This window comes from Marinobacter sp. PE14 (assembly GCF_053566155.1).
The window spans coordinates 282,702-299,215 of the sequence record NZ_JBQXNY010000003.1; the positions used below are offsets into that span (position 1 = coordinate 282,702).

22 protein-coding genes are annotated in these 16,514 nt (G+C 58.5%); 14 read left to right on the forward strand and 8 right to left on the reverse strand.

What is annotated here, in order from left to right; genetic code table 11:
• Positions 1 to 13 precede the first annotated feature (13 nt).
• Complete coding sequence (locus tag ACWJ62_RS11975) at positions 14 to 355, reverse strand: gamma-glutamylcyclotransferase family protein (RefSeq protein ID WP_449286385.1); 342 nt, start codon at positions 353 to 355, stop codon at positions 14 to 16.
• A 33-nt stretch (positions 356 to 388) separates the two neighbouring features.
• Positions 389 to 1,270: a LysR family transcriptional regulator ArgP gene (locus ACWJ62_RS11980; RefSeq protein WP_449286386.1), complete on the reverse strand. Its 882-nt coding sequence runs from the start codon at positions 1,268 to 1,270 to the stop codon at positions 389 to 391.
• Between the two features lie 88 nt (positions 1,271 to 1,358).
• On the opposite strand from ACWJ62_RS11980, the gene ACWJ62_RS11985 reads away from it, so the two are divergent.
• Entirely contained in the window at positions 1,359 to 1,964 is a 606-nt protein-coding gene (locus ACWJ62_RS11985) for a LysE/ArgO family amino acid transporter (protein ID WP_449286387.1), read from the forward strand.
• A gap of 99 nt (positions 1,965 to 2,063) precedes the next feature.
• Positions 2,064 to 2,537 (forward strand): DUF4442 domain-containing protein, encoded by a 474-nt coding sequence (locus ACWJ62_RS11990; RefSeq protein ID WP_449286388.1) that lies wholly within the window; start codon positions 2,064 to 2,066, stop codon positions 2,535 to 2,537.
• Positions 2,538 to 2,557: 20 nt separating this feature from the next.
• Here ACWJ62_RS11990 and ACWJ62_RS11995 read toward each other — a convergent pair whose 3' ends face one another.
• Positions 2,558 to 3,058, reverse strand: a complete 501-nt coding sequence (locus tag ACWJ62_RS11995) for a C40 family peptidase (RefSeq protein ID WP_449286389.1) — start codon at positions 3,056 to 3,058, stop codon at positions 2,558 to 2,560.
• A 174-nt stretch (positions 3,059 to 3,232) separates the two neighbouring features.
• On the opposite strand from ACWJ62_RS11995, the gene ACWJ62_RS12000 reads away from it, so the two are divergent.
• On the forward strand, positions 3,233 to 4,261 hold the full coding sequence (locus ACWJ62_RS12000; RefSeq protein WP_449286390.1) for an Acg family FMN-binding oxidoreductase: 1,029 nt from the start codon (positions 3,233 to 3,235) through the stop codon (positions 4,259 to 4,261).
• A gap of 14 nt (positions 4,262 to 4,275) precedes the next feature.
• Here the strand turns inward: ACWJ62_RS12000 and ACWJ62_RS12005 are convergent, their stop codons facing one another.
• The 3 genes from ACWJ62_RS12005 to ACWJ62_RS12015 all read right to left on the reverse strand — a co-directional run bounded on the left by ACWJ62_RS12005 (position 4,276) and on the right by ACWJ62_RS12015 (position 6,031).
• On the reverse strand, positions 4,276 to 4,656 hold the full coding sequence (locus ACWJ62_RS12005; protein ID WP_449286391.1) for a ribbon-helix-helix domain-containing protein: 381 nt from the start codon (positions 4,654 to 4,656) through the stop codon (positions 4,276 to 4,278).
• Between the two features lie 50 nt (positions 4,657 to 4,706).
• A complete protein-coding gene (locus ACWJ62_RS12010) occupies positions 4,707 to 5,276 on the reverse strand; it encodes a DJ-1/PfpI family protein (protein ID WP_449286392.1) in 570 nt (189 codons plus the stop codon).
• Between the two features lie 77 nt (positions 5,277 to 5,353).
• Positions 5,354 to 6,031 (reverse strand): SOS response-associated peptidase, encoded by a 678-nt coding sequence (locus ACWJ62_RS12015; protein ID WP_449286393.1) that lies wholly within the window; start codon positions 6,029 to 6,031, stop codon positions 5,354 to 5,356.
• Between the two features lie 72 nt (positions 6,032 to 6,103).
• On the opposite strand from ACWJ62_RS12015, the gene arfB reads away from it, so the two are divergent.
• Positions 6,104 to 6,517, forward strand: coding sequence for an alternative ribosome rescue aminoacyl-tRNA hydrolase ArfB (gene arfB, locus ACWJ62_RS12020; protein WP_449286394.1), 414 nt, complete (start codon positions 6,104 to 6,106; stop codon positions 6,515 to 6,517).
• Here the strand turns inward: arfB and ACWJ62_RS12025 are convergent.
• Positions 6,514 to 7,584 (reverse strand): alpha/beta hydrolase, encoded by a 1,071-nt coding sequence (locus ACWJ62_RS12025; protein ID WP_449286395.1) that lies wholly within the window; start codon positions 7,582 to 7,584, stop codon positions 6,514 to 6,516. The two genes, arfB and ACWJ62_RS12025, sit on opposite strands and share 4 nt — an antisense overlap.
• A gap of 106 nt (positions 7,585 to 7,690) precedes the next feature.
• On the opposite strand from ACWJ62_RS12025, the gene ACWJ62_RS12030 reads away from it, so the two are divergent.
• From ACWJ62_RS12030 to ACWJ62_RS12065, 8 genes are all read left to right on the forward strand, one after another.
• Positions 7,691 to 8,017: a putative signal transducing protein gene (locus ACWJ62_RS12030; protein ID WP_449286396.1), complete on the forward strand. Its 327-nt coding sequence runs from the start codon at positions 7,691 to 7,693 to the stop codon at positions 8,015 to 8,017.
• Positions 8,018 to 8,083: 66 nt separating this feature from the next.
• Positions 8,084 to 8,776: an SDR family oxidoreductase gene (locus tag ACWJ62_RS12035; RefSeq protein WP_449286397.1), complete on the forward strand. Its 693-nt coding sequence runs from the start codon at positions 8,084 to 8,086 to the stop codon at positions 8,774 to 8,776.
• A gap of 30 nt (positions 8,777 to 8,806) precedes the next feature.
• Positions 8,807 to 9,565 (forward strand): SDR family oxidoreductase, encoded by a 759-nt coding sequence (locus ACWJ62_RS12040; RefSeq protein WP_449286398.1) that lies wholly within the window; start codon positions 8,807 to 8,809, stop codon positions 9,563 to 9,565.
• Between the two features lie 4 nt (positions 9,566 to 9,569).
• Positions 9,570 to 10,112 (forward strand): RNA 2',3'-cyclic phosphodiesterase, encoded by a 543-nt coding sequence (gene thpR, locus ACWJ62_RS12045; RefSeq protein ID WP_449286399.1) that lies wholly within the window; start codon positions 9,570 to 9,572, stop codon positions 10,110 to 10,112.
• A gap of 72 nt (positions 10,113 to 10,184) precedes the next feature.
• Positions 10,185 to 11,753 (forward strand): GNAT family N-acetyltransferase, encoded by a 1,569-nt coding sequence (locus tag ACWJ62_RS12050; protein WP_449286400.1) that lies wholly within the window; start codon positions 10,185 to 10,187, stop codon positions 11,751 to 11,753.
• A 23-nt stretch (positions 11,754 to 11,776) separates the two neighbouring features.
• Entirely contained in the window at positions 11,777 to 13,297 is a 1,521-nt protein-coding gene (locus tag ACWJ62_RS12055; RefSeq protein WP_449286401.1) for a YdbH domain-containing protein, read from the forward strand.
• 38 nt (positions 13,298 to 13,335) lie between these two features.
• Positions 13,336 to 13,518, forward strand: coding sequence for a YnbE family lipoprotein (locus tag ACWJ62_RS12060; protein ID WP_014576371.1), 183 nt, complete (start codon positions 13,336 to 13,338; stop codon positions 13,516 to 13,518).
• 29 nt (positions 13,519 to 13,547) lie between these two features.
• Positions 13,548 to 13,892: a YdbL family protein gene (locus tag ACWJ62_RS12065; protein WP_449286402.1), complete on the forward strand. Its 345-nt coding sequence runs from the start codon at positions 13,548 to 13,550 to the stop codon at positions 13,890 to 13,892.
• A 27-nt stretch (positions 13,893 to 13,919) separates the two neighbouring features.
• Here ACWJ62_RS12065 and rluF read toward each other — a convergent pair whose 3' ends face one another.
• Entirely contained in the window at positions 13,920 to 14,858 is a 939-nt protein-coding gene (rluF, locus tag ACWJ62_RS12070; RefSeq protein WP_449286403.1) for a 23S rRNA pseudouridine(2604) synthase RluF, read from the reverse strand.
• 134 nt (positions 14,859 to 14,992) lie between these two features.
• Between rluF and ACWJ62_RS12075 the strand changes: the two genes are divergently transcribed.
• Entirely contained in the window at positions 14,993 to 15,388 is a 396-nt protein-coding gene (locus ACWJ62_RS12075) for a hypothetical protein (RefSeq protein WP_449286404.1), read from the forward strand.
• Positions 15,389 to 15,436: 48 nt separating this feature from the next.
• Entirely contained in the window at positions 15,437 to 16,423 is a 987-nt protein-coding gene (locus ACWJ62_RS12080; RefSeq protein ID WP_449286405.1) for a CobW family GTP-binding protein, read from the forward strand.
• Positions 16,424 to 16,514 lie beyond the last annotated feature (91 nt).

Below are 16,514 nucleotides of genomic sequence, written 5' to 3' on the forward strand. Positions count from 1 at the left end.
GTGTGTAGGCGATCTACCAGCTCCCGGAGCGCAGCCGCTGGATTGTTTTAACCGGCCGATTGTAAATATACACCCAGGCAGACCCGTGGCGAGTGTCCATGGTCTGGCGGATATACAGGCTGCTTTGCGGGCGCTCAGGAAAGAAGTCTTCCAGTTCGTCCAATGTTTTCAGCATTGGATCGGTAATCGCGTACACTTCAACGCGAACGCCCGGGGAAGGTTGCTCTATGGCACCCGGGTAGGGGCCCAGGTGATACAGGCTCAGTTCGGGCATCCAGTCTGTTCCGACAAAACGGGCGCCTCGCAGAATATGGCTGTTGTTTCGGCCACGTTTCAGTGTGCCGTAAACCGCCACAAGGTGCTTCAGTCTGATCGTTGCTCCCCCTGTTTACACGTTCGAATTCAACATGGCGGCAGACCGCAGAGCGTTGGTCAGGCGGTCCATTACGCCGCCGCCGTGGCGCCAGAAGTGCCAGTATAGCTGCACTTCCAGGGTTTGTTCAGCCGCGATGCTCACCAGGCGCCCGGCAGAAATTTCCGGGCGGGCCTGCATTTCCGGAATCATGCCATACCCCATGCCGGCCAGCGCCAGTTTTACAAAACCTTCCGAGGAAGGGCAAAGGTGGTGGGGGAAGGTGCCGTGATAGCCGCACTGGGCAAGGAACCGATGTTGCAGCTGGTCATTCGGCCCGAAAACAATGGCCGGGGCATTCTTCAGGCTGGTTTCGCTGAGGCCTTTCCCGAAGTATCGATGCACATAGTCCGGAGTTGCCAGTGGCATGTAGGTCATGGTGCCAATGGGTACGCAGCGGGCACCGGCAACAGGCTGGGGGCTGCTGCACAGGCAGGCAGCTACATCCCCTTCGCGCATCCTGCGAAGGCCAATGTCCTGATCCTCGACCACAAGATCCAGCAGCAGGGTCTCCTCCGCGCAGAAATTGCCTACAGCGGCCGACCACCAGGTGGCCAGGCTGTCGGCATTCAGCGCGATGCGCAGTCTCGCCGTGGGTTCCGAGAGCGCCGGGATGGACTTGGTCAGGTCGCGCTCCAGCAATTGCACCTGCTGAACGTGGTTGAGCAGCCGCTGTCCGGCCGGTGTGGCCCTAAGTGCGGGGCTGCGCACCAGAACCGGTTGTCCGAGCCGGATTTCAAGGGTGCGAATGCGTTGGGAAATGGCCGACTGGCTCAGCCCGAGGGCCAGGCCGGCGCGTTCGAACCCTCCGCATTCAATGACCGTCGCCAGCGCTTCAAGCAATTTGTAATCGATCATAAGAAAAACTGATACAGCATTATGAGTATGAATTTCAAGTATAGATGTAAAGCGGTAACCTTGCGCCAATCATTGAGGAGAAACCAACGTGCTTGAGAGTTACCTGACCGGATTGATTGTTTGTGGCGGCATTATCGTGGCGATTGGAGCGCAGAACGCCTATTTGCTGAGCCAGGCAATCCGCCGGGAACACCATTGGTGGTCAGCCGGCCTGTGTATGGTGGCCGATATCACCCTGTTTACCTTGGGCATGTTCGGCATCAGTGCCGCCCTGATGGCCATGCCTGAGGCCCTGGAGATTCTCCGGTGGCTGGGTGTGGCCTTCCTCGGCTGGCTTGCGATTCAGTCCTTCGTTCGCGCCAGCCGCGGCAGAGCGGCTCTTGAAGCGGGTGAGGTAACCAAACGAAGCCTTAAAGCCGTGGTGTTCACGACCCTGGCAGTCACTCTGCTCAACCCTCAGGTTTATCTGGATACGCTGCTGTTGATTCCTGCCATCGGAGCCCAGCAAGAGGACGCGACCACCTTTGTGGCCGGTGCGAGCAGTGCCTCGATTCTCTGGTTCGGCCTGCTTGCCTGGGGCGGATCGGCGCTGGCGCCCATTCTCTCCCGGCCGCTGGCCTGGCGGATTATCGATGGTGTCATTGGAATCATGATGGCCGCCATCGCCCTGCATCTCACGATCAGTGGTCTTTAGCATTCAAACGATCGTATGAATTTCTTGCATCGGCGCGCGTCGGGTTGGAAGATAGCGTGCTACAGAATTTGCAGTCATTTATACCATCGAGGATGTTTGATGAACGCCACTCTACGTCGCTGGCTTGCCAGTGCCGGGGCCATGCGCCGTGTTCTTTCCACGTTTGCTCCCTATATAGGTGCTGGAATCCGGGTGATCCACATTGCTGAGGACTTTAGCTCGGCCCGGGTGGAAATGGGCCAGCACTGGTACAACACCAATTACGTGGGTACTCACTTTGGCGGCTCGCTCTACAGCATGGTCGATCCCATGTACATGCTGCTGCTGATGCGACGGCTGGGCAATGACTACATCGTGTGGGATAAATCGGCGAGTATCGATTTTATCCGTCCCGGCAAGGGCAAGGTGCTGGCAAGGTTCGAACTGACGGACGAGCGCGTTGAGCAAATCCGCGCTGCGACCGAGGGAGGAGACAAGGTACTTCCGGAATGGGACGTGGATATTGTTGATGAATCCGGTGAGCTGGTCGCGCGTGTCCACAAAGTACTCTATGTGCGCCGGAAAAAGCGTTGAGGTGGGCGATTCAGCCCGGCTCAGTCAAAGCGTCTCGCCTCGGTCAGGCGGCCTTTCCAATAATAGCCGCTGATCGAGGACTGGATAACGCCAGCCGATGTTGATGCGTGGATAAACCGGTCCCCGCCCATGTAGATACCGGCGTGTTGTTCTTTTCCGCCAATCCGGAAGAACACCACATCGCCCGGTCGGATCTCGCCGGGATGAACCACGTCACCACTGGCAAGCATTTGAGTCGTTGTCCTGGGCAATTGTTTGCCCAGGCCTTCCTGGTAGGCGGTAAGAATGAATCCTGAGCAATCGAAGCCGTTGCCGGAGGTGCCACCGTATTCATAGGGGGTACCTCTGTAACGCTCGAACACCTGCCAGAGTTTTTGGGCCTTTTCCGAACTGGATGCGTCGACAGGGACGGTCTGTAGCCCAGGCGTAGAACCCGACTGCAGGTTTCCGTTACTGGCGCAGCCGCCGAGCGCAAGCGCCACGAATGCCAGAAATAAGACGTTTCTGAAGGAATAACGCATCTCAGACCCTGTGCAAGTTTTCACTGTCTTCACTCTAATTGTCGCGCCCGCGAATGTCAGGTTACGGAGCGTGAGATTTTGTTGATGCGGCTCAACGAAGTTGCCGGGCATCACCGGCTATCTTTTCCTTTCACGCAGGAATAGTCTGTCACGAGACCATTTGGGAGAGCTGCAATGAGCGAAGGAACACGCAACACCCCCATACCGCGAGACACCCTGGCGGCCATCCTCGAGAGCGCAACGTTAGCGCCATCAAGCCACAACACCCAGCCCTGGCGATTTGAACTGGGCCAAACCGGGATTTCCCTGTTTGCAGACCGGTTACGGGCCTTGCCGGTCAACGACCCCGACGACCGGGAACTGACCATCAGCTGCGGGTGTGCCCTGTTTAATCTTCGGATTGCCGCCGCCCATGCAGGATTCAATACCGAATGCCAGCTTTTGCCGGACCCGGGCGACGAAGATCTGCTTGCGACCGTCTCGTTTACACCGATATCCGGGGCGGAGGACCGGCAAACCGAATTGTTCCGGGCGATTGCCAGGCGACGCACCTATCGCAAGCGGTTTGAGCCAAAACAGGTGCCCTCCGATGTGCTGAGCATCCTTGAGGAGTCGGCGGAGACCGAAGGAGCATGGTTCCAGGTTCTGGAATCGGAGCATGCCCGTCATCAGGTGGCCGAGCTGGTCGCAGAAGGTGACGCTGCCCAGTGGTCCAACCCGAGCTGGCGACGGGAGCTGGCCGCCTGGATGCACCCCCGCCGCAAGGGCGACGGTTTGACGGTTCCCGGTATGGTCGCGCCCGTGGCCCAGCTGGTGGTGCGTACTTTCGATATGGGGAACGGTGTTGGTGCCAAGGATCGGCAACTGGCGGATGAATCACCGGTGATTGCTGCACTGGGAACGGCCGGGGACGGCGTAGAAGACTGGCTGAAGGCCGGGCAGGCGCTGGAGCGGGTTTTGCTCCGGTCCCTGGGGCAGGGGCTGCAGGCTTCCTATCTGAACCAGCCCATTCAGGTTGCAGTGCTTCGGCCGAAACTCCAACACCTTCTCGGCCGCTCGGGTTTCCCGCAGATTCTGCTCAGGCTGGGTTACCCGGCGACAGATTTGCCGGCGGCTCCGAGGCGTAATCTGCAGGAGGTTGTAGAAACCGCAGACACTCGGGATATCAAGGCAAAGCAGGCGGGCCACGGACGCCAGCGCTGACAGACCGCTCGTAATCAGTGCCTGGCTTTAGTTACCACCTCTGGTGTTGCCGGCTCACCGGATTGGCTGGCAAGGATGCGGTCTGCATCAAGCGAGGCAATTGGAACCCTGGTATCCCGGGGAACGTCGCCGCTCAGCTGGAGCTCAAGATAGCGGAGCGCACAAACCCCAAGGAAGGACGTGAAGTTGCCGAGGTCGTGGCCGGCATCAATGGATTCGTGGTAAAGCCGGGTGATCATCTGGGGCAGGTTCATGCCATCCCGTTCTGCCAGCTCTGCCAGTACCTGCCAGAAGGCGTTTTCCATTCGCACACTGGTCACCATGCCATCAATTCGCAGGGAGTGGGTCCGGCTGACCCAAAGCTCCGGATCGGCGTTAATGAAGAGCTTGCACATGCGGGCCTCCCTGAGAGCGTTACGGGGCCGGAGGGCCGGCCCCTGGTGCATTACTGATCCAGCAGCTTGAAAAACTGCGCCAGCCAGGCCGGATGCGCAGGCCACGCAGGCGCTGTTACCAGATTAGCATCGGTGACAGCCTGATCAACCTCGATACCGGCGAACGTACCGCCGGCCAGTTCTACCTCCGGCTGGCAGGCCGGATAGGCCGAGCATTTGCGCCCCTCCAGAACTCCCGCTGCGGCCAACAGTTGGGCACCGTGGCAGATCGCCGCCACCGGCTTGTTGGTTTCGAAGAAGTGGCGAACCAGATTCTGTACATCCTTGTTAAGTCGCAGGTACTCGGGCGCGCGACCGCCGGGCACTACCAGCGCGTCGTAGTTTGCCGGGTCCAGTCCGTCAAAATCCGCGTTCAGGGCGAACCGGTGCCCCGGTTTTTCGGTGTAGGTCTGGTCACCCTCGAAATCATGAATGGCTGTGGCAACCGTTTCGCCGGCTTTCTTGTCGGGGCATACAGCGTGAACCGTGTGTCCAACGGCCTGCAGTGCCTGGAACGGCACCATGGTTTCGTAATCTTCGGTGAAGTCACCGGTGATCATCAGAATCTTCTTCCCGCTCATGGCTGTCTCCTTGTGATTGTCTTGCCAAGTCTGGGAACAGTAGCAGCGACGATGGTGAGGCGGGTATTAACCGACTACTACAGGCGTGAAGCCTCCAGAATCAGGTCCGGCGTGTTGTGCCTCGGGTTATTCACTTCCGCGGAAACCGGAATGGCTTTCAGCTGTTCAGGATCCAGACGATGGGTCACCGACCGCAACTGTGTCCGGTCGGTGATTTCCGGATTCAGCCAGTCCCTCAGGCAGGTTGGCTCAAGCACAACAGGCTGGCGTTCGTGGATATGTTTCAGGTGCGCACTGGCCGGTTCGGTGATGATAGTGCAAGCCGTGGTTTCATCGCCTTCCCTGGGGGTCCAGAGGCCGGCAAAGAAAATCGCCGGATACTTCCCGGAATCCGTTGGCGTTATGTAGTGAGGTTCCTTGCCATGTTCCGTCTGTTGCCATTCGTACCAGCCATTGGCAGGAATGAGGCAACGGTGTTGGGCAAAGGCGTCCCGGAAGTATGTTGATGTGGCTGCTGTTTCTGCACGGGCATTGATCGGAGCCGGTGCTTTCTGATCCGCCCAGGCCGGCCGAAAGCCCCAGTGGGAGTGGGCCATGATCAGGCTGCCGTTCATGCTCATCCGGATCATGGGAATACCTGTGCCGGGAGGGATGTTGTAGCTGGGGTCAAAATGCCCGTCCACCTCCATACCCTCGGGAAAAAACTCGAGGATCAGGGTGTCCGGTGGGGTATAAAAGGTGAATCGTCCGCACATGGTAACTGGTCCTTCCTCGCGCAAATCCCGGTGCTGAAAGCCCACGGTTCTGTATTCTGTTAACCTTAGCAGATGCTGAAACTATCCAACGCTGTTGAACTTGCCGACTGGGAGATCGAAATCACCCAGATCCGGGCCCAGGGTGCCGGTGGCCAGAACGTGAATAAAGTCGCCTCCGCAGTACACCTGCGCTTCGATATCCCCCACTCCTCTCTGCCGCCGTTTTACAAGGAACGGCTGATGTCGCTCAATGACCAGCGCATCAGCAAGGAAGGCGTGCTGATCATCAAGGCGCAATCCTTCCGCACCCTGGAACTGAACAAGGAAGATGCCCTGGAGCGGTTGAAAGAGCTGATCCAGGAGGCCGTAAAGCCTCGCAAGGCACGCCGGCCCACTAAACCCTCCCGTTCCTCACAGCGAAAGCGTGTGGACAAGAAGACCAAAAAAGGTAAAACCAAGGCTCTTCGTGGCAAGGTACAGGTTTAGATAACGGCCTGTGCCGATTTGTCTGATTCAACCTGTTCCAGGAATTTTCTGATGTCCTCGAAGGCCTCTTCTGCCTCTGGAAGCAATGGGACGAAAATCTGCCATACGTGCACCATGCCGTGCCAGGTGTGCAGGGTCACCGGAGAGCCTGCGGCTTCGGCCCTTGCTGCGTAACGCCGGGCGTTATCCAGCAGCATCTCGGTATCACTGGCGTGAATCAAAGTCGGCGGCAGGTTTTTCAGGTCGCCTCGAAGTGGTGAGGCAACAGGGCTGGTGGGAGAAACCCGAAAAGCTGCAAGTGTTGCCCACCAGATGACCGGCAGGGGGATTTTTGATAGCCCGCCAAAGGCGGGCCCCAGCAGGGGATCCGTACCGATGTTGTTACGGTTGCTCGGTGCGGTCAGGGTCAGATCGGTGGATGGTGAGAAAGCGATGGCGGCATCGGCCTGGCGCAGGCCATTGTCACGAATCCACGCAATCAGTCCAAGAGTATGGCTGCCGCCGGCAGAATCCCCGGCGACCACCATGAAATCAGCCGGTTCGGCGCTATCAGGGCCGTGTTTCAGAAGCCATGTATAGGCCTCGCGGCAATCCCTTACACCGTCCATAAACCGGTTCTCCGGCATCAACCGGTAGTCCAGCGCGAACACTGCGGCTCTGGTTATCCGGGATAGTCGATCGGTAATGGCCCTATGACTTCTGGGGCTACCAGCCGCCCAGGCGCCACCATGAATGTACAGGATGCGGCGGCGGGTATCGCAGCCCGGAGCGAAAACCCATTCGCCGCGGGGTGACTCGCAATGGCGCAGTTCCGAGGCCAGTTCAATGCCTTCACTGAGCCTGTCCATGTGTTTTCGCAGCGCCATCAGCCGCGCCTTGCCGCGCAGGCCTTTTGAAGATTGCCCCAGCTCGCGGATGCGTCCCAGCACTTCCCGGTTGGCTTCGCTTGGTGTTGCGTCTTTGATCGGGTAATCATCCCGATCCAGATGAGACAGATCCTCAAGCCGGAACAGAAGCAGGGTTGCGGCAACGATGAACACGAGGATGGCAAGAATAATCCAGAGCATGGTCTATCCGTATGTTATTGGCCCCACCGGGCAGGTCGAACTATCCTTCAAATGATACTCGCAGATTTGTCCCGGTTCTGCCCGGAACGGTCACAGAAGGAGTCGCGTGTTGCAAATTGCCTATCGGGCCAGAGACATAACCGAAGCCCACATTGTGGCTGGTCTGTTGGAAGCCAACGGTATTGAAGCCCATGTTGGCGGCCATTACCTTCAGGGTGCCTTGGGTGAGATCGGTGCCTCGGGCTTCAGCAACGTGCATGTCGATGATGAGGATCTCTACCGGGCGCGGCAACTGGTTTCCGAGTATGAGCAGACATCATGCAGCAGTGTCAGCCGGGCTGCCAGCGACCACGAGGACCGCCCCGACCACTACGCCCGCTGGTTTCTGTTGGCCCTGGCCATCGTCGCTCTTATCCTGCTGCAGATCTACTGACTGATCGATCTGGTGTCACCGGGCGTAGCCCTACCCACACTTCCCAAGCAACAGGAGAAAAAGCTTATGGCAGATCAACCTGTAATGCTGATTACCGGCGCGTCGTCAGGCATCGGCGCGGAAACAGCGCGAGCGGCCGCGAAACAGGGCTATCGGCTGGTTTTGGCAGCGCGCTCTGAAGACAAACTGAAAGGCCTTCAGCAGGAGCTGGGTGGCGAGGAAAAGGTGCTGACCGTCCAGTGCGACGTCCAGAGCGGTGATGACCAGAAAAACATGGTCGACCAGGCCCTGAAAACCTTTGGCCGAATTGATGCGGTGTTTGCTAACGCCGGACGCGGCGGTGAGCCTGGCGGATTCAGTGGCGCTGACCCTGAGGTATGGAAGGACATGATCCTCACCAATATCTACGGTGTGGGCCTTACCCTCCAGCATTGCATGCCAGCGCTGAAAGAGAGCAAGGGTCACTTGCTGTTAACCGGCTCTGCGGCAGGCCGTGCCACCATTCCCGGTTCCATGTACAGTGCGACCAAGTGGGCGGTAACCGCCATTGGCTATGGTGTTCGTGAGGAGCTTCGTGGCTCTGGTATCCGCGTTACCCTGATCGAACCGGGCATGGTGGACACGCCCTTCTTTGATGAACGTCCAGGCCACGCACTGAAGCCGGAAGACATTGCCAATGCGGTCATGTATGCCGTGGCGCAGCCGCCACATGTCGATGTAAATGAAATTCTTGTCCGGCCCACGCCCAAGGTTGAGTAACCCGAAACGTCGGTTGCAACGGAGGTTATTTTGAGTCAAACCGATCGCGTCGCATTGGTGACCGGCGGCGCTAAAGGCATCGGCCGGGGCCTTGTGCTTCATCTGGCCGACGCTGGCTGGAGGGTGGCGTTCTGTGACACCGACAGGGCCGTCGGTGAGCGGTTGGCCGCCAGTGCTGATCATGAACTGCACTTTCTGCCCGGCGATGTGGCCTCGGAAACCGATGTTGAGCGCATTGTTGCCGAAGCTCTTCGTTGGGGCGGCCGACTGGACGCCGTTATCAACAATGCCGGAATCGCCAACCCTGAGACGGGGCCGATTGAGGAACTGAGCCTGGATCAGTGGCAGCGCCGGCTGGACGTGAACCTGACCGGGCCGTTCCTGGTCACCAAGCATGCGGTGCCGCACCTTCGAAAAACGAAAGGCGCTATCGTAAACATGGCCTCCACAAGGGCGCTTCAGTCTGAGCCGGACACCGAGGCGTACGCCGCTACCAAAGGCGGTATTGTGGCACTTACTCATGCGCTGGCGGTGAGCCTGGGGCCGGATATCCGTGTGAACTGCATCAGTCCCGGCTGGATCGATACCCGGGCCTGGCAGGGTGAGTCAGAGTCGGCCGAACCGCTTTCTGAAACCGACCACCTGCAGCACCCGGCGGGCAGGGTAGGGCAACCGGGGGATATTGCCTCCCTGGCGGCCTACCTGATTTCGCCCCAGGCCTCGTTTATCACTGGCCAGAATTTTGTGGCCGATGGCGGCATGGTGCGCAAGATGATCTACGAGGAATAGGGCGTTGCCACGGCTTTTTTTCGGGCTGGAGGTTCCGCCTGAGATCAAGGCCCGGTTGCTGAAGGTCAGGTCAGCGGGCCCGGGCGCCAAATGGCAGAGTGCGGGGCAGTTGCACATCACGCTCCTGTTTCTGGGTGCGGTGAGCCAGGAAGATCTTGAAGCTTTGGCCGGTTCAGCCCGTGACATCAAGTCAGAGCCCTTCCTGCTCGACGTTGCCCGCGTCGGTTGTTTCGGTCAGCCCGAGAGGCCGAAGAATCTGTGGGCTGGTGTTCAGCCAGAGGAGCCGGTCGCTGCTCTTAACAAGGCTCTCGGGGCCCGTATGGCGACACTCGGTTTTGGCGCTGAACGTCGGGTGTTTCGCCCGCATATCACCCTGGCTCGTTTCAAACGCCAGCCGGGTTCTGTTGAACCGTTGTTGGTTGACTATGGTGACCATGGATTCGGCCAGTTCCAGGTGACTGAATTTGTACTTTTCGAAAGCGAACCTGGCCCGGCCGGTTCCGTGTATTCAGTGGTCGATCGCTTCCCCCTGCGCAACGCCGGATAGCCGATTTGTCTTGACGAATCCCTGTCGTCCCACCAAAGATGAGGGGAAATCAACGCCTTTCCTGAGGTGTCTATGAGCCCCCCGTTTTCCGATCCTGATCAGCGTCTGTTCGTCCGCAATGCCACGCTTGCAGATATCCCTGGCATCATCCAGCTCAGTCGCCGGGTTTATGAAGGCACGGGCATGTACGGCTATACCAAGGGGCCGTTGACCGGGCAGATCAATACCTTTCCCGACGGCCAGTTTGTTGCCATGCTCGGAGACACCGTGGTCGGCTACTGCGCCACGTTCCGGATCGCAGAAGAGATCGCACTCGCTGCCCACGACTGGACCTCCATCACCGGTAACGGTTATGCCTCGCGGCATGACCCGGAGGGGGACTGGTTGTACGGGATGGAAGTCTGTGTTGATCCGGAATGCCGTGGTTACCGCATTGGGGAGCGGCTCTACAACGAGCGCAAGCAGTTATGCCAGGCCCTGAACCTGCAGGGAGTGGTGTTTGCCGGCCGCTTGCCGAGCCTGCGCCAGCGGCTGAAGAAGTTCACGAGCGTCGAGGAATATGTGGAGGCCATTCGAAGCAAGGAACAGAAGGATCCGGTGCTTTCCTTCCAGCTTCATCAGGGCTTCGAAGTGCACGGAATTATTCCGCATTATCTCGATGCCGACCACGATTCCATGGGCTATGGCATTCATCTGGTCTGGCGTAACCCGAAAGTACCCCAGTCCGAGAACAACGGCCGTCGGAAGCGCTACGGTCAACGCATGCGCGATACCGTGCGCATAGGCACGGTTCAGTACCAGCAACGCCCGGTGGGATCGTTCGACGAATTCAGCGAGATTGTCCGCTATTTTGTCGATGTTGTTTCCACCTACAAGGGCGACTTTGTGGTGTTCCCCGAGCTGTTCACCCTGCAACTGCTTTCCATCGAAGCCCGCAAGGGCAGCCCCGCCGAGACCTTTGCCGCAGTCACCCATTACGCAGAGCGTTATCGTGAACTGATGCGGGATCTGGCTCTGCGCCACAACATCAATATTGTCGCCGGCTCAACACCAGTCCGTGAGGAAGACGGCACCATCCGGAACATGGCGTACGTGTTTCTCAGGGATGGCCAGGTGTTCAGCCAGCCCAAGATTCATCCGACGCCGAACGAGGCGTTCTGGTGGAACGTTCAGGGCGGCAACCGGGTCAGCGCCATCGAGACTGACTGCGGCACCATCGGTGTGCTGATCTGCTACGACGCGGAGTTCCCGGAATTGACCCGCCACCTGGTGGACCAGGGCGTGCATATCATCTTTGTGCCTTTCTGTACCGATGAGCGGCAGAGCTACCTGCGGGTTCGCTATTGTTGCCAGGCCAGAGCTGTGGAGAATCAGGTTTACGTGGTGATGTCCGGCAACGTCGGCAACCTGCCGAATGTCCCGAATATGGAAATCCAGTACGGCCAGAGCTGCATCCTGACGCCGTGCGACTTTCCCTTCGCCCGGGATGGCATCGCCGCTGACACCGAGCCCAACGTGGAGACGGTTGCCTTTGCGGATCTGCGCCCGGAAGTACTGATCACTGCCCGCAACAGTGGTACCGTTAAAAACCTTCAGGACCGCCGGCACGATCTGTACAGCGTGACCTGGCGTGGTGAGTAAACCGAGCCGACAGGAGCGTCGTTTTGCCCAGTAGAGGGTCTGTAAAGCCTGAACGCATCGGCCGCGGGTTTCTTTGGGCCGGTGGTATGGCTCTGGTGGCCTGGCCCCTGGCGGTTGCAGGCTGGTCCTTTGCCATTGAACAGAGCTCGGTGGGCATGGCATTGCCGGATATACGGTCCGGCGGATGGGAAGTAACAGGCAGCCGTGCAGATGTCCGGCCTTCTGTGACCGCCAATGGTGATGTCGCAACCATCGATTTTGCCCCTTCGTCTCTTGTTCTGACGGATCATCTCACGTTTGTCGGTGCAGACCAGCCGCTGACGCTCAACAACCTGCGCACGGATCTCAGCAATACAACGGTTACCCTGAACTATGGTGCAAATGGCCCCTGGGCGCAGCGCATTTCCATTGATGGCGACATCAAGGTCGATGCCGCGCGCGTCGAGCATCCGCAATTACTGCCGCAAACGTGGAACTTCCAGGGAAGGGCAAAGGGCCGCCTGGCAGATCTCAGGGTGCAGGGCACCTTGGCTTCCGAGTCCGGCTTTACGGCTGATCTCGATATCCAGCTCAATCCCGAAGGCGGCGTATCCGTCGCCATCGACTCTGTTATCGACGGTAAACAGGGCGTTCAGGCCCTGGCAGAAACCCTGGTCGGATGGCCGGATCTGCTGACAGTGGATTCTGGCAATGCCCGGTTGTCGATGGAAGTTTCGACCGGTCAGGGTGGTGAAGTTGCCGCCAGTGGCAGTGCCGAGCTGCAGGGTGTTGGTGGTGTTTTTAACCGGACCGCAGTCTCCGGACTCACCGGCCAGGTGCGGGGATCGCTGGAAAATTCCCGGATTACGACCCGTTTCAGGGACATGACCGTTGGCGAGATCAATGCCGGCATTCCCGTCACCTCGGTTCTTTTTTCCGGGAGTTACAGCGCGCCGGTCACGGAGCTGCTGGCCGGCACTCTGGAGGTTCAGCAGGCCAGGGCCCGGTTCCTCGAAGGTACCCTCAGAGTGCCTCCTGCCAGGTACGAGTTGGGAGGTGGTTCTGGCCGCATCCCTGTACAGGTTGAGGATATCTCCCTCAGCCGTCTGATGGCGGTGTATCCAGCCGAAGGACTGTCTGGAAGCGGGTTGCTTCGAGGGCGAGTTCCTTTGGGCATCAGTGGCGACGGGGTGCAGGTGAGTGCAGGCAGTATTTCCGCAATAGATCCTGGCGGCCGTTTGCAGTTGCCGGCGGACAAGCTCCAGGCGATGCTCGGTGGCAACCAGGCCATGGACATCGTGGTTCAGGCGTTGCAAAACTTTCACTATTCAGTCCTCAACAGCACGATAGACTACGATGAACAGGGTAAGTTAAGCCTTGGCCTTCGCCTCGAAGGTAAAAATCCGGACCTGAGGGGTGGGCAGCCGGTGGTACTCAATGTCAATCTTGAGGAAGACATCCCCGCGCTGCTCACCAGTCTGCAGTTGAGTGGCAGGGTCAATGAAGCTGTTACCAGGCGCGTCCGGAAATTGCTGCAGGAATCCGGTGAGGAGAAAGCACCATGATAAAACCCTTGCGGCCCTGGTGGCCTGAAAGGTCGCCCATGGCAAGAACACTGATGATACTGATGCTTCCTCTGGCGATGGCTGCCTGCACGCCTACAGTGCAAATGGCGGCGCCAAAGGAGCCGATTACGGTCAACTTGAACGTGAAAATCCAGCACGAAATCTACGTGAAAGTGGATAAGGAAGTGGATGACCTGTTCAGCGAACAGGGCTTGTTCTGACTGTGTCCGGAAAGTTTGAGGGGTTGAAGATGAAACGATTGATACAGATGTTTGCGCTGGTCCTGGCGTTTGGTATCAGTGCTTCTGTGCTTGCAATGGGGCTGGACGAAGCCAAGCAGAAACTGGACTCGGTCAAGCAGCAGGGGCTGGTTGGAGAAACGCCGACAGGCTACCTGGATGTGGTGAGTGCCGAAGGGCAGGCGAAGGAAGTGGTGGAAGCCATTAACAGCGCACGTCGGGATGAGTACAAGCGCATTGCCGAAAAACACAACATTCCGGTGACCCAGGTGGAGACCGTTGCGGGCAAAAAGGCCATTGAGAAGACTCCGTCCGGCCAGTATGTGCAAATGGGCGGCAAGTGGGTGAAAAAGTAGCCCGACGCGGCCAGGTGCAAGCCCCGCTTACCGTTTAACGCTCTTTTGCCTTGGCTTGCCGCCTTTTGGCCGTTTGCCCGATGCCTGCTTTTTGCCAGGCGCGGGCTTGCCTTTCGGGCCGGGACGCCTTGCGCCACCGGGCTTACCTGGTGCGGATGCAGAGCCAGGCTTGCGATCAGGCTTTGGTTTGGCCTTCGCCCCGGGCTTCTTTTTTGCCGGCTTGCCAGCGCCAGGTGGTGCTTCGGAAGACGAATCCCGGATGGCATCGAACAGCCCGGCCAGCTCTGTCTCGTTCAGGTCTCGCCACTGGCCCACCGCAAGCCCTTTCAGACTCACGTTCATGATCCGGATACGTTCGAGTTTGGTAACCTCGTAGCCAAAATACTCGCACATCCGACGGATCTGGCGATTGAGGCCCTGAACCAGGGTGATCCGGAAGACAAATCGTGACTCCCGCGACACCTTGCACTTTTTCGTCATGGTTCCGAGGATTGGCACACCATTGGCCATCCCCTCCACGAATTCCCGGGTCACGGGCTTGTCGACGGTAACCAGGTATTCCTTTTCGTGGTTATTGCCCGCCCGTAGTATTTTGTTGACCAGGTCGCCGTTGCTGGTCATGAAGATGAGGCCCTGGGAGTCCTTGTCCAGGCGTCCGATCGGGAAGATGCGTTCGCTGTGACCCACAAAGCGCTGGATATTGTGTTTCTCCGCGCTGTCTGTGGTGCTGACAATCCCTACCGGCTTGTTCAGTGCAATGAACACGAGGTCTTCTTCAGCCCGTGGTTCGATCACCTGGCCGTTCACCTTGACCGTGTCACCCGGAAGCACCTGGTCGCCGACAGTCGCCCGTTTACCGTTGATGAAGACGTTGCCTTGCTCGATATAGCGATCAGCCTCCCTGCGGGAGCACATGCCGCTTTCGCTGATGTATTTGTTGAGCCGGGTGGAATTGCCAGTGGTCATCGGGTGTCCGGTTGCCAGTGAGAATGTCGGGCATCATATCAGTCTGGAACCCCGGTCGCAGCAGGGGTGGTTCTTTCCGGGCGTCTCTGCCATTCTTTGCGCCTATCCATAAAACCAACAAACCCTGAGCTGCCATGGAAAAGACACGCATCACCATTGTTGCCGTTACCTGCATCGCCCTGTTCTTCCTGACCAACTACCTGTTCCGGTATCTGATCGGATTTACCGGTTTGCTGGCGTCACTGGTCATTGCGGCCCTGATTGCCGTCTACATGAGCTTCTCAATCGCTCGGGCCCTTGAGCGTTTGCCGATGCCGGAGGAGCGCTCACGGGCGCTGTGGATGTATGGCGGTTTTCTGGGTGCCCTATTCGTCGCTTTTGGGGCCTGGATGTTCCTCGACGCCGGCATGGATGCAGTCACTCTTGCCACACTGTTTGTTCACTATCTGCCCTATCCGGCACTTGCTCATGCCCTGCTATCAGATAAGGCCGTCGGACTGTTCCTGAAACAGGATCGTTCTGGCGGATAAATTGTTATGGTATAACATTTTGATTCCTAGAGGAGTGCCTCCGGCGCCATGGCCCAACCTATTCCTACCAGCCTGATACTTGGTTTTCTGGGTGTCGGTAAAACCACCGCCATTCTGGATCTTCTGAAAAGCAAACCTGAAAACGAAGTCTGGGCGGTTCTGGTCAACGAATTCGGCGAGGTAGGCATTGATGGCGCCATGCTGCAAACGGAAGGTGCCTTCATCAAGGAAATACCCGGCGGCTGCATGTGCTGCGTTGCCGGCCTGCCGATGCAGATAGGGCTCAACCAGCTGATTCACAAGGCAAAGCCGGATCGTCTTTTGATTGAGCCGACCGGACTCGGTCACCCCTCTCAGATTCTGGACACCCTGACCAGCGAGCACTACCAGGATGTGCTCGCCATGGGTCCTGTGATCTGTCTGGTGGACCCCCGGAGGCTCGAAGAGCCGAAGGTTCTCGGCAATGTGCAGTTCCGGGACCAGGTGGCCGCCGCTGATATTCTCGTTGCCAACAAGACCGATCTTTGCACGCCGGAGCAATTAACTCATTTTGATGAGTGGGCCGCACAACTGGAACCCGCCAAGCGGGCAATCCACCACACGCGGTTTGGGCAGCTGGCACCGGGCTGGCTGGATGGCGAGTCAGATGCCCTGCCGGTGACCGATCCGGAAGCTCACCATCACCACCATCACAGGACTGCATCGCCGGCACCCGCCATTGATGACGAGCCCTGGCAACAGATCACCAATCAGGGACAGGGGCATTTCAGTGTTGGCTGGCGCATACATCCGGAACTGATACTCGATGAGAACGCATTGCTGGTGATGGCCATGGACTCAGCCTTCGTGCGCTTCAAGGCTGTCGTTCAGACCGTCGACGGCTGGCGGGCGATCAATGTGGTAGATGGAGCCCTGACCGTTATTCAGGGTGAACCGCAAGCCTACAGCCGGGCAGAGATCATAGCGTCCGATCAGATTGACGTCCGGGAACTCGATGCCCGCATGAGGGCGGCCGCGGGACTTGATACGAGGTGAGGGCGTGAGTCTTTGTCCGGTGTGCGAGCAGGGCAGTCTCTCGGATTTCCGTGTGGTGAAGGCCCAGCGTTACCTTCGATGTGATGTCTGC

Coding starts and splice junctions, on each gene's coding strand:
- ACWJ62_RS11980 (WP_449286386.1), bottom strand. CDS start 1,270: ATGATCGATTACAAATTGCTTGAAGCGCTGGCGACGGTCATTGAATGC.
- ACWJ62_RS11990 (WP_449286388.1), top strand. CDS start 2,064: ATGAACGCCACTCTACGTCGCTGGCTTGCCAGTGCCGGGGCCATGCGC.
- ACWJ62_RS11995 (WP_449286389.1), bottom strand. CDS start 3,058: ATGCGTTATTCCTTCAGAAACGTCTTATTTCTGGCATTCGTGGCGCTT.
- ACWJ62_RS12000 (WP_449286390.1), top strand. CDS start 3,233: ATGAGCGAAGGAACACGCAACACCCCCATACCGCGAGACACCCTGGCG.
- ACWJ62_RS12005 (WP_449286391.1), bottom strand. CDS start 4,656: ATGTGCAAGCTCTTCATTAACGCCGATCCGGAGCTTTGGGTCAGCCGG.
- ACWJ62_RS12010 (WP_449286392.1), bottom strand. CDS start 5,276: ATGAGCGGGAAGAAGATTCTGATGATCACCGGTGACTTCACCGAAGAT.
- ACWJ62_RS12015 (WP_449286393.1), bottom strand. CDS start 6,031: ATGTGCGGACGATTCACCTTTTATACCCCACCGGACACCCTGATCCTC.
- arfB (WP_449286394.1), top strand. CDS start 6,104: ATGCTGAAACTATCCAACGCTGTTGAACTTGCCGACTGGGAGATCGAA.
- ACWJ62_RS12025 (WP_449286395.1), bottom strand. CDS start 7,584: ATGCTCTGGATTATTCTTGCCATCCTCGTGTTCATCGTTGCCGCAACC.
- ACWJ62_RS12035 (WP_449286397.1), top strand. CDS start 8,084: ATGGCAGATCAACCTGTAATGCTGATTACCGGCGCGTCGTCAGGCATC.
- ACWJ62_RS12050 (WP_449286400.1), top strand. CDS start 10,185: ATGAGCCCCCCGTTTTCCGATCCTGATCAGCGTCTGTTCGTCCGCAAT.
- ACWJ62_RS12060 (WP_014576371.1), top strand. CDS start 13,336: ATGGCAAGAACACTGATGATACTGATGCTTCCTCTGGCGATGGCTGCC.
- ACWJ62_RS12065 (WP_449286402.1), top strand. CDS start 13,548: ATGAAACGATTGATACAGATGTTTGCGCTGGTCCTGGCGTTTGGTATC.
- rluF (WP_449286403.1), bottom strand. CDS start 14,858: ATGACCACTGGCAATTCCACCCGGCTCAACAAATACATCAGCGAAAGC.
- ACWJ62_RS12075 (WP_449286404.1), top strand. CDS start 14,993: ATGGAAAAGACACGCATCACCATTGTTGCCGTTACCTGCATCGCCCTG.
- ACWJ62_RS12080 (WP_449286405.1), top strand. CDS start 15,437: ATGGCCCAACCTATTCCTACCAGCCTGATACTTGGTTTTCTGGGTGTC.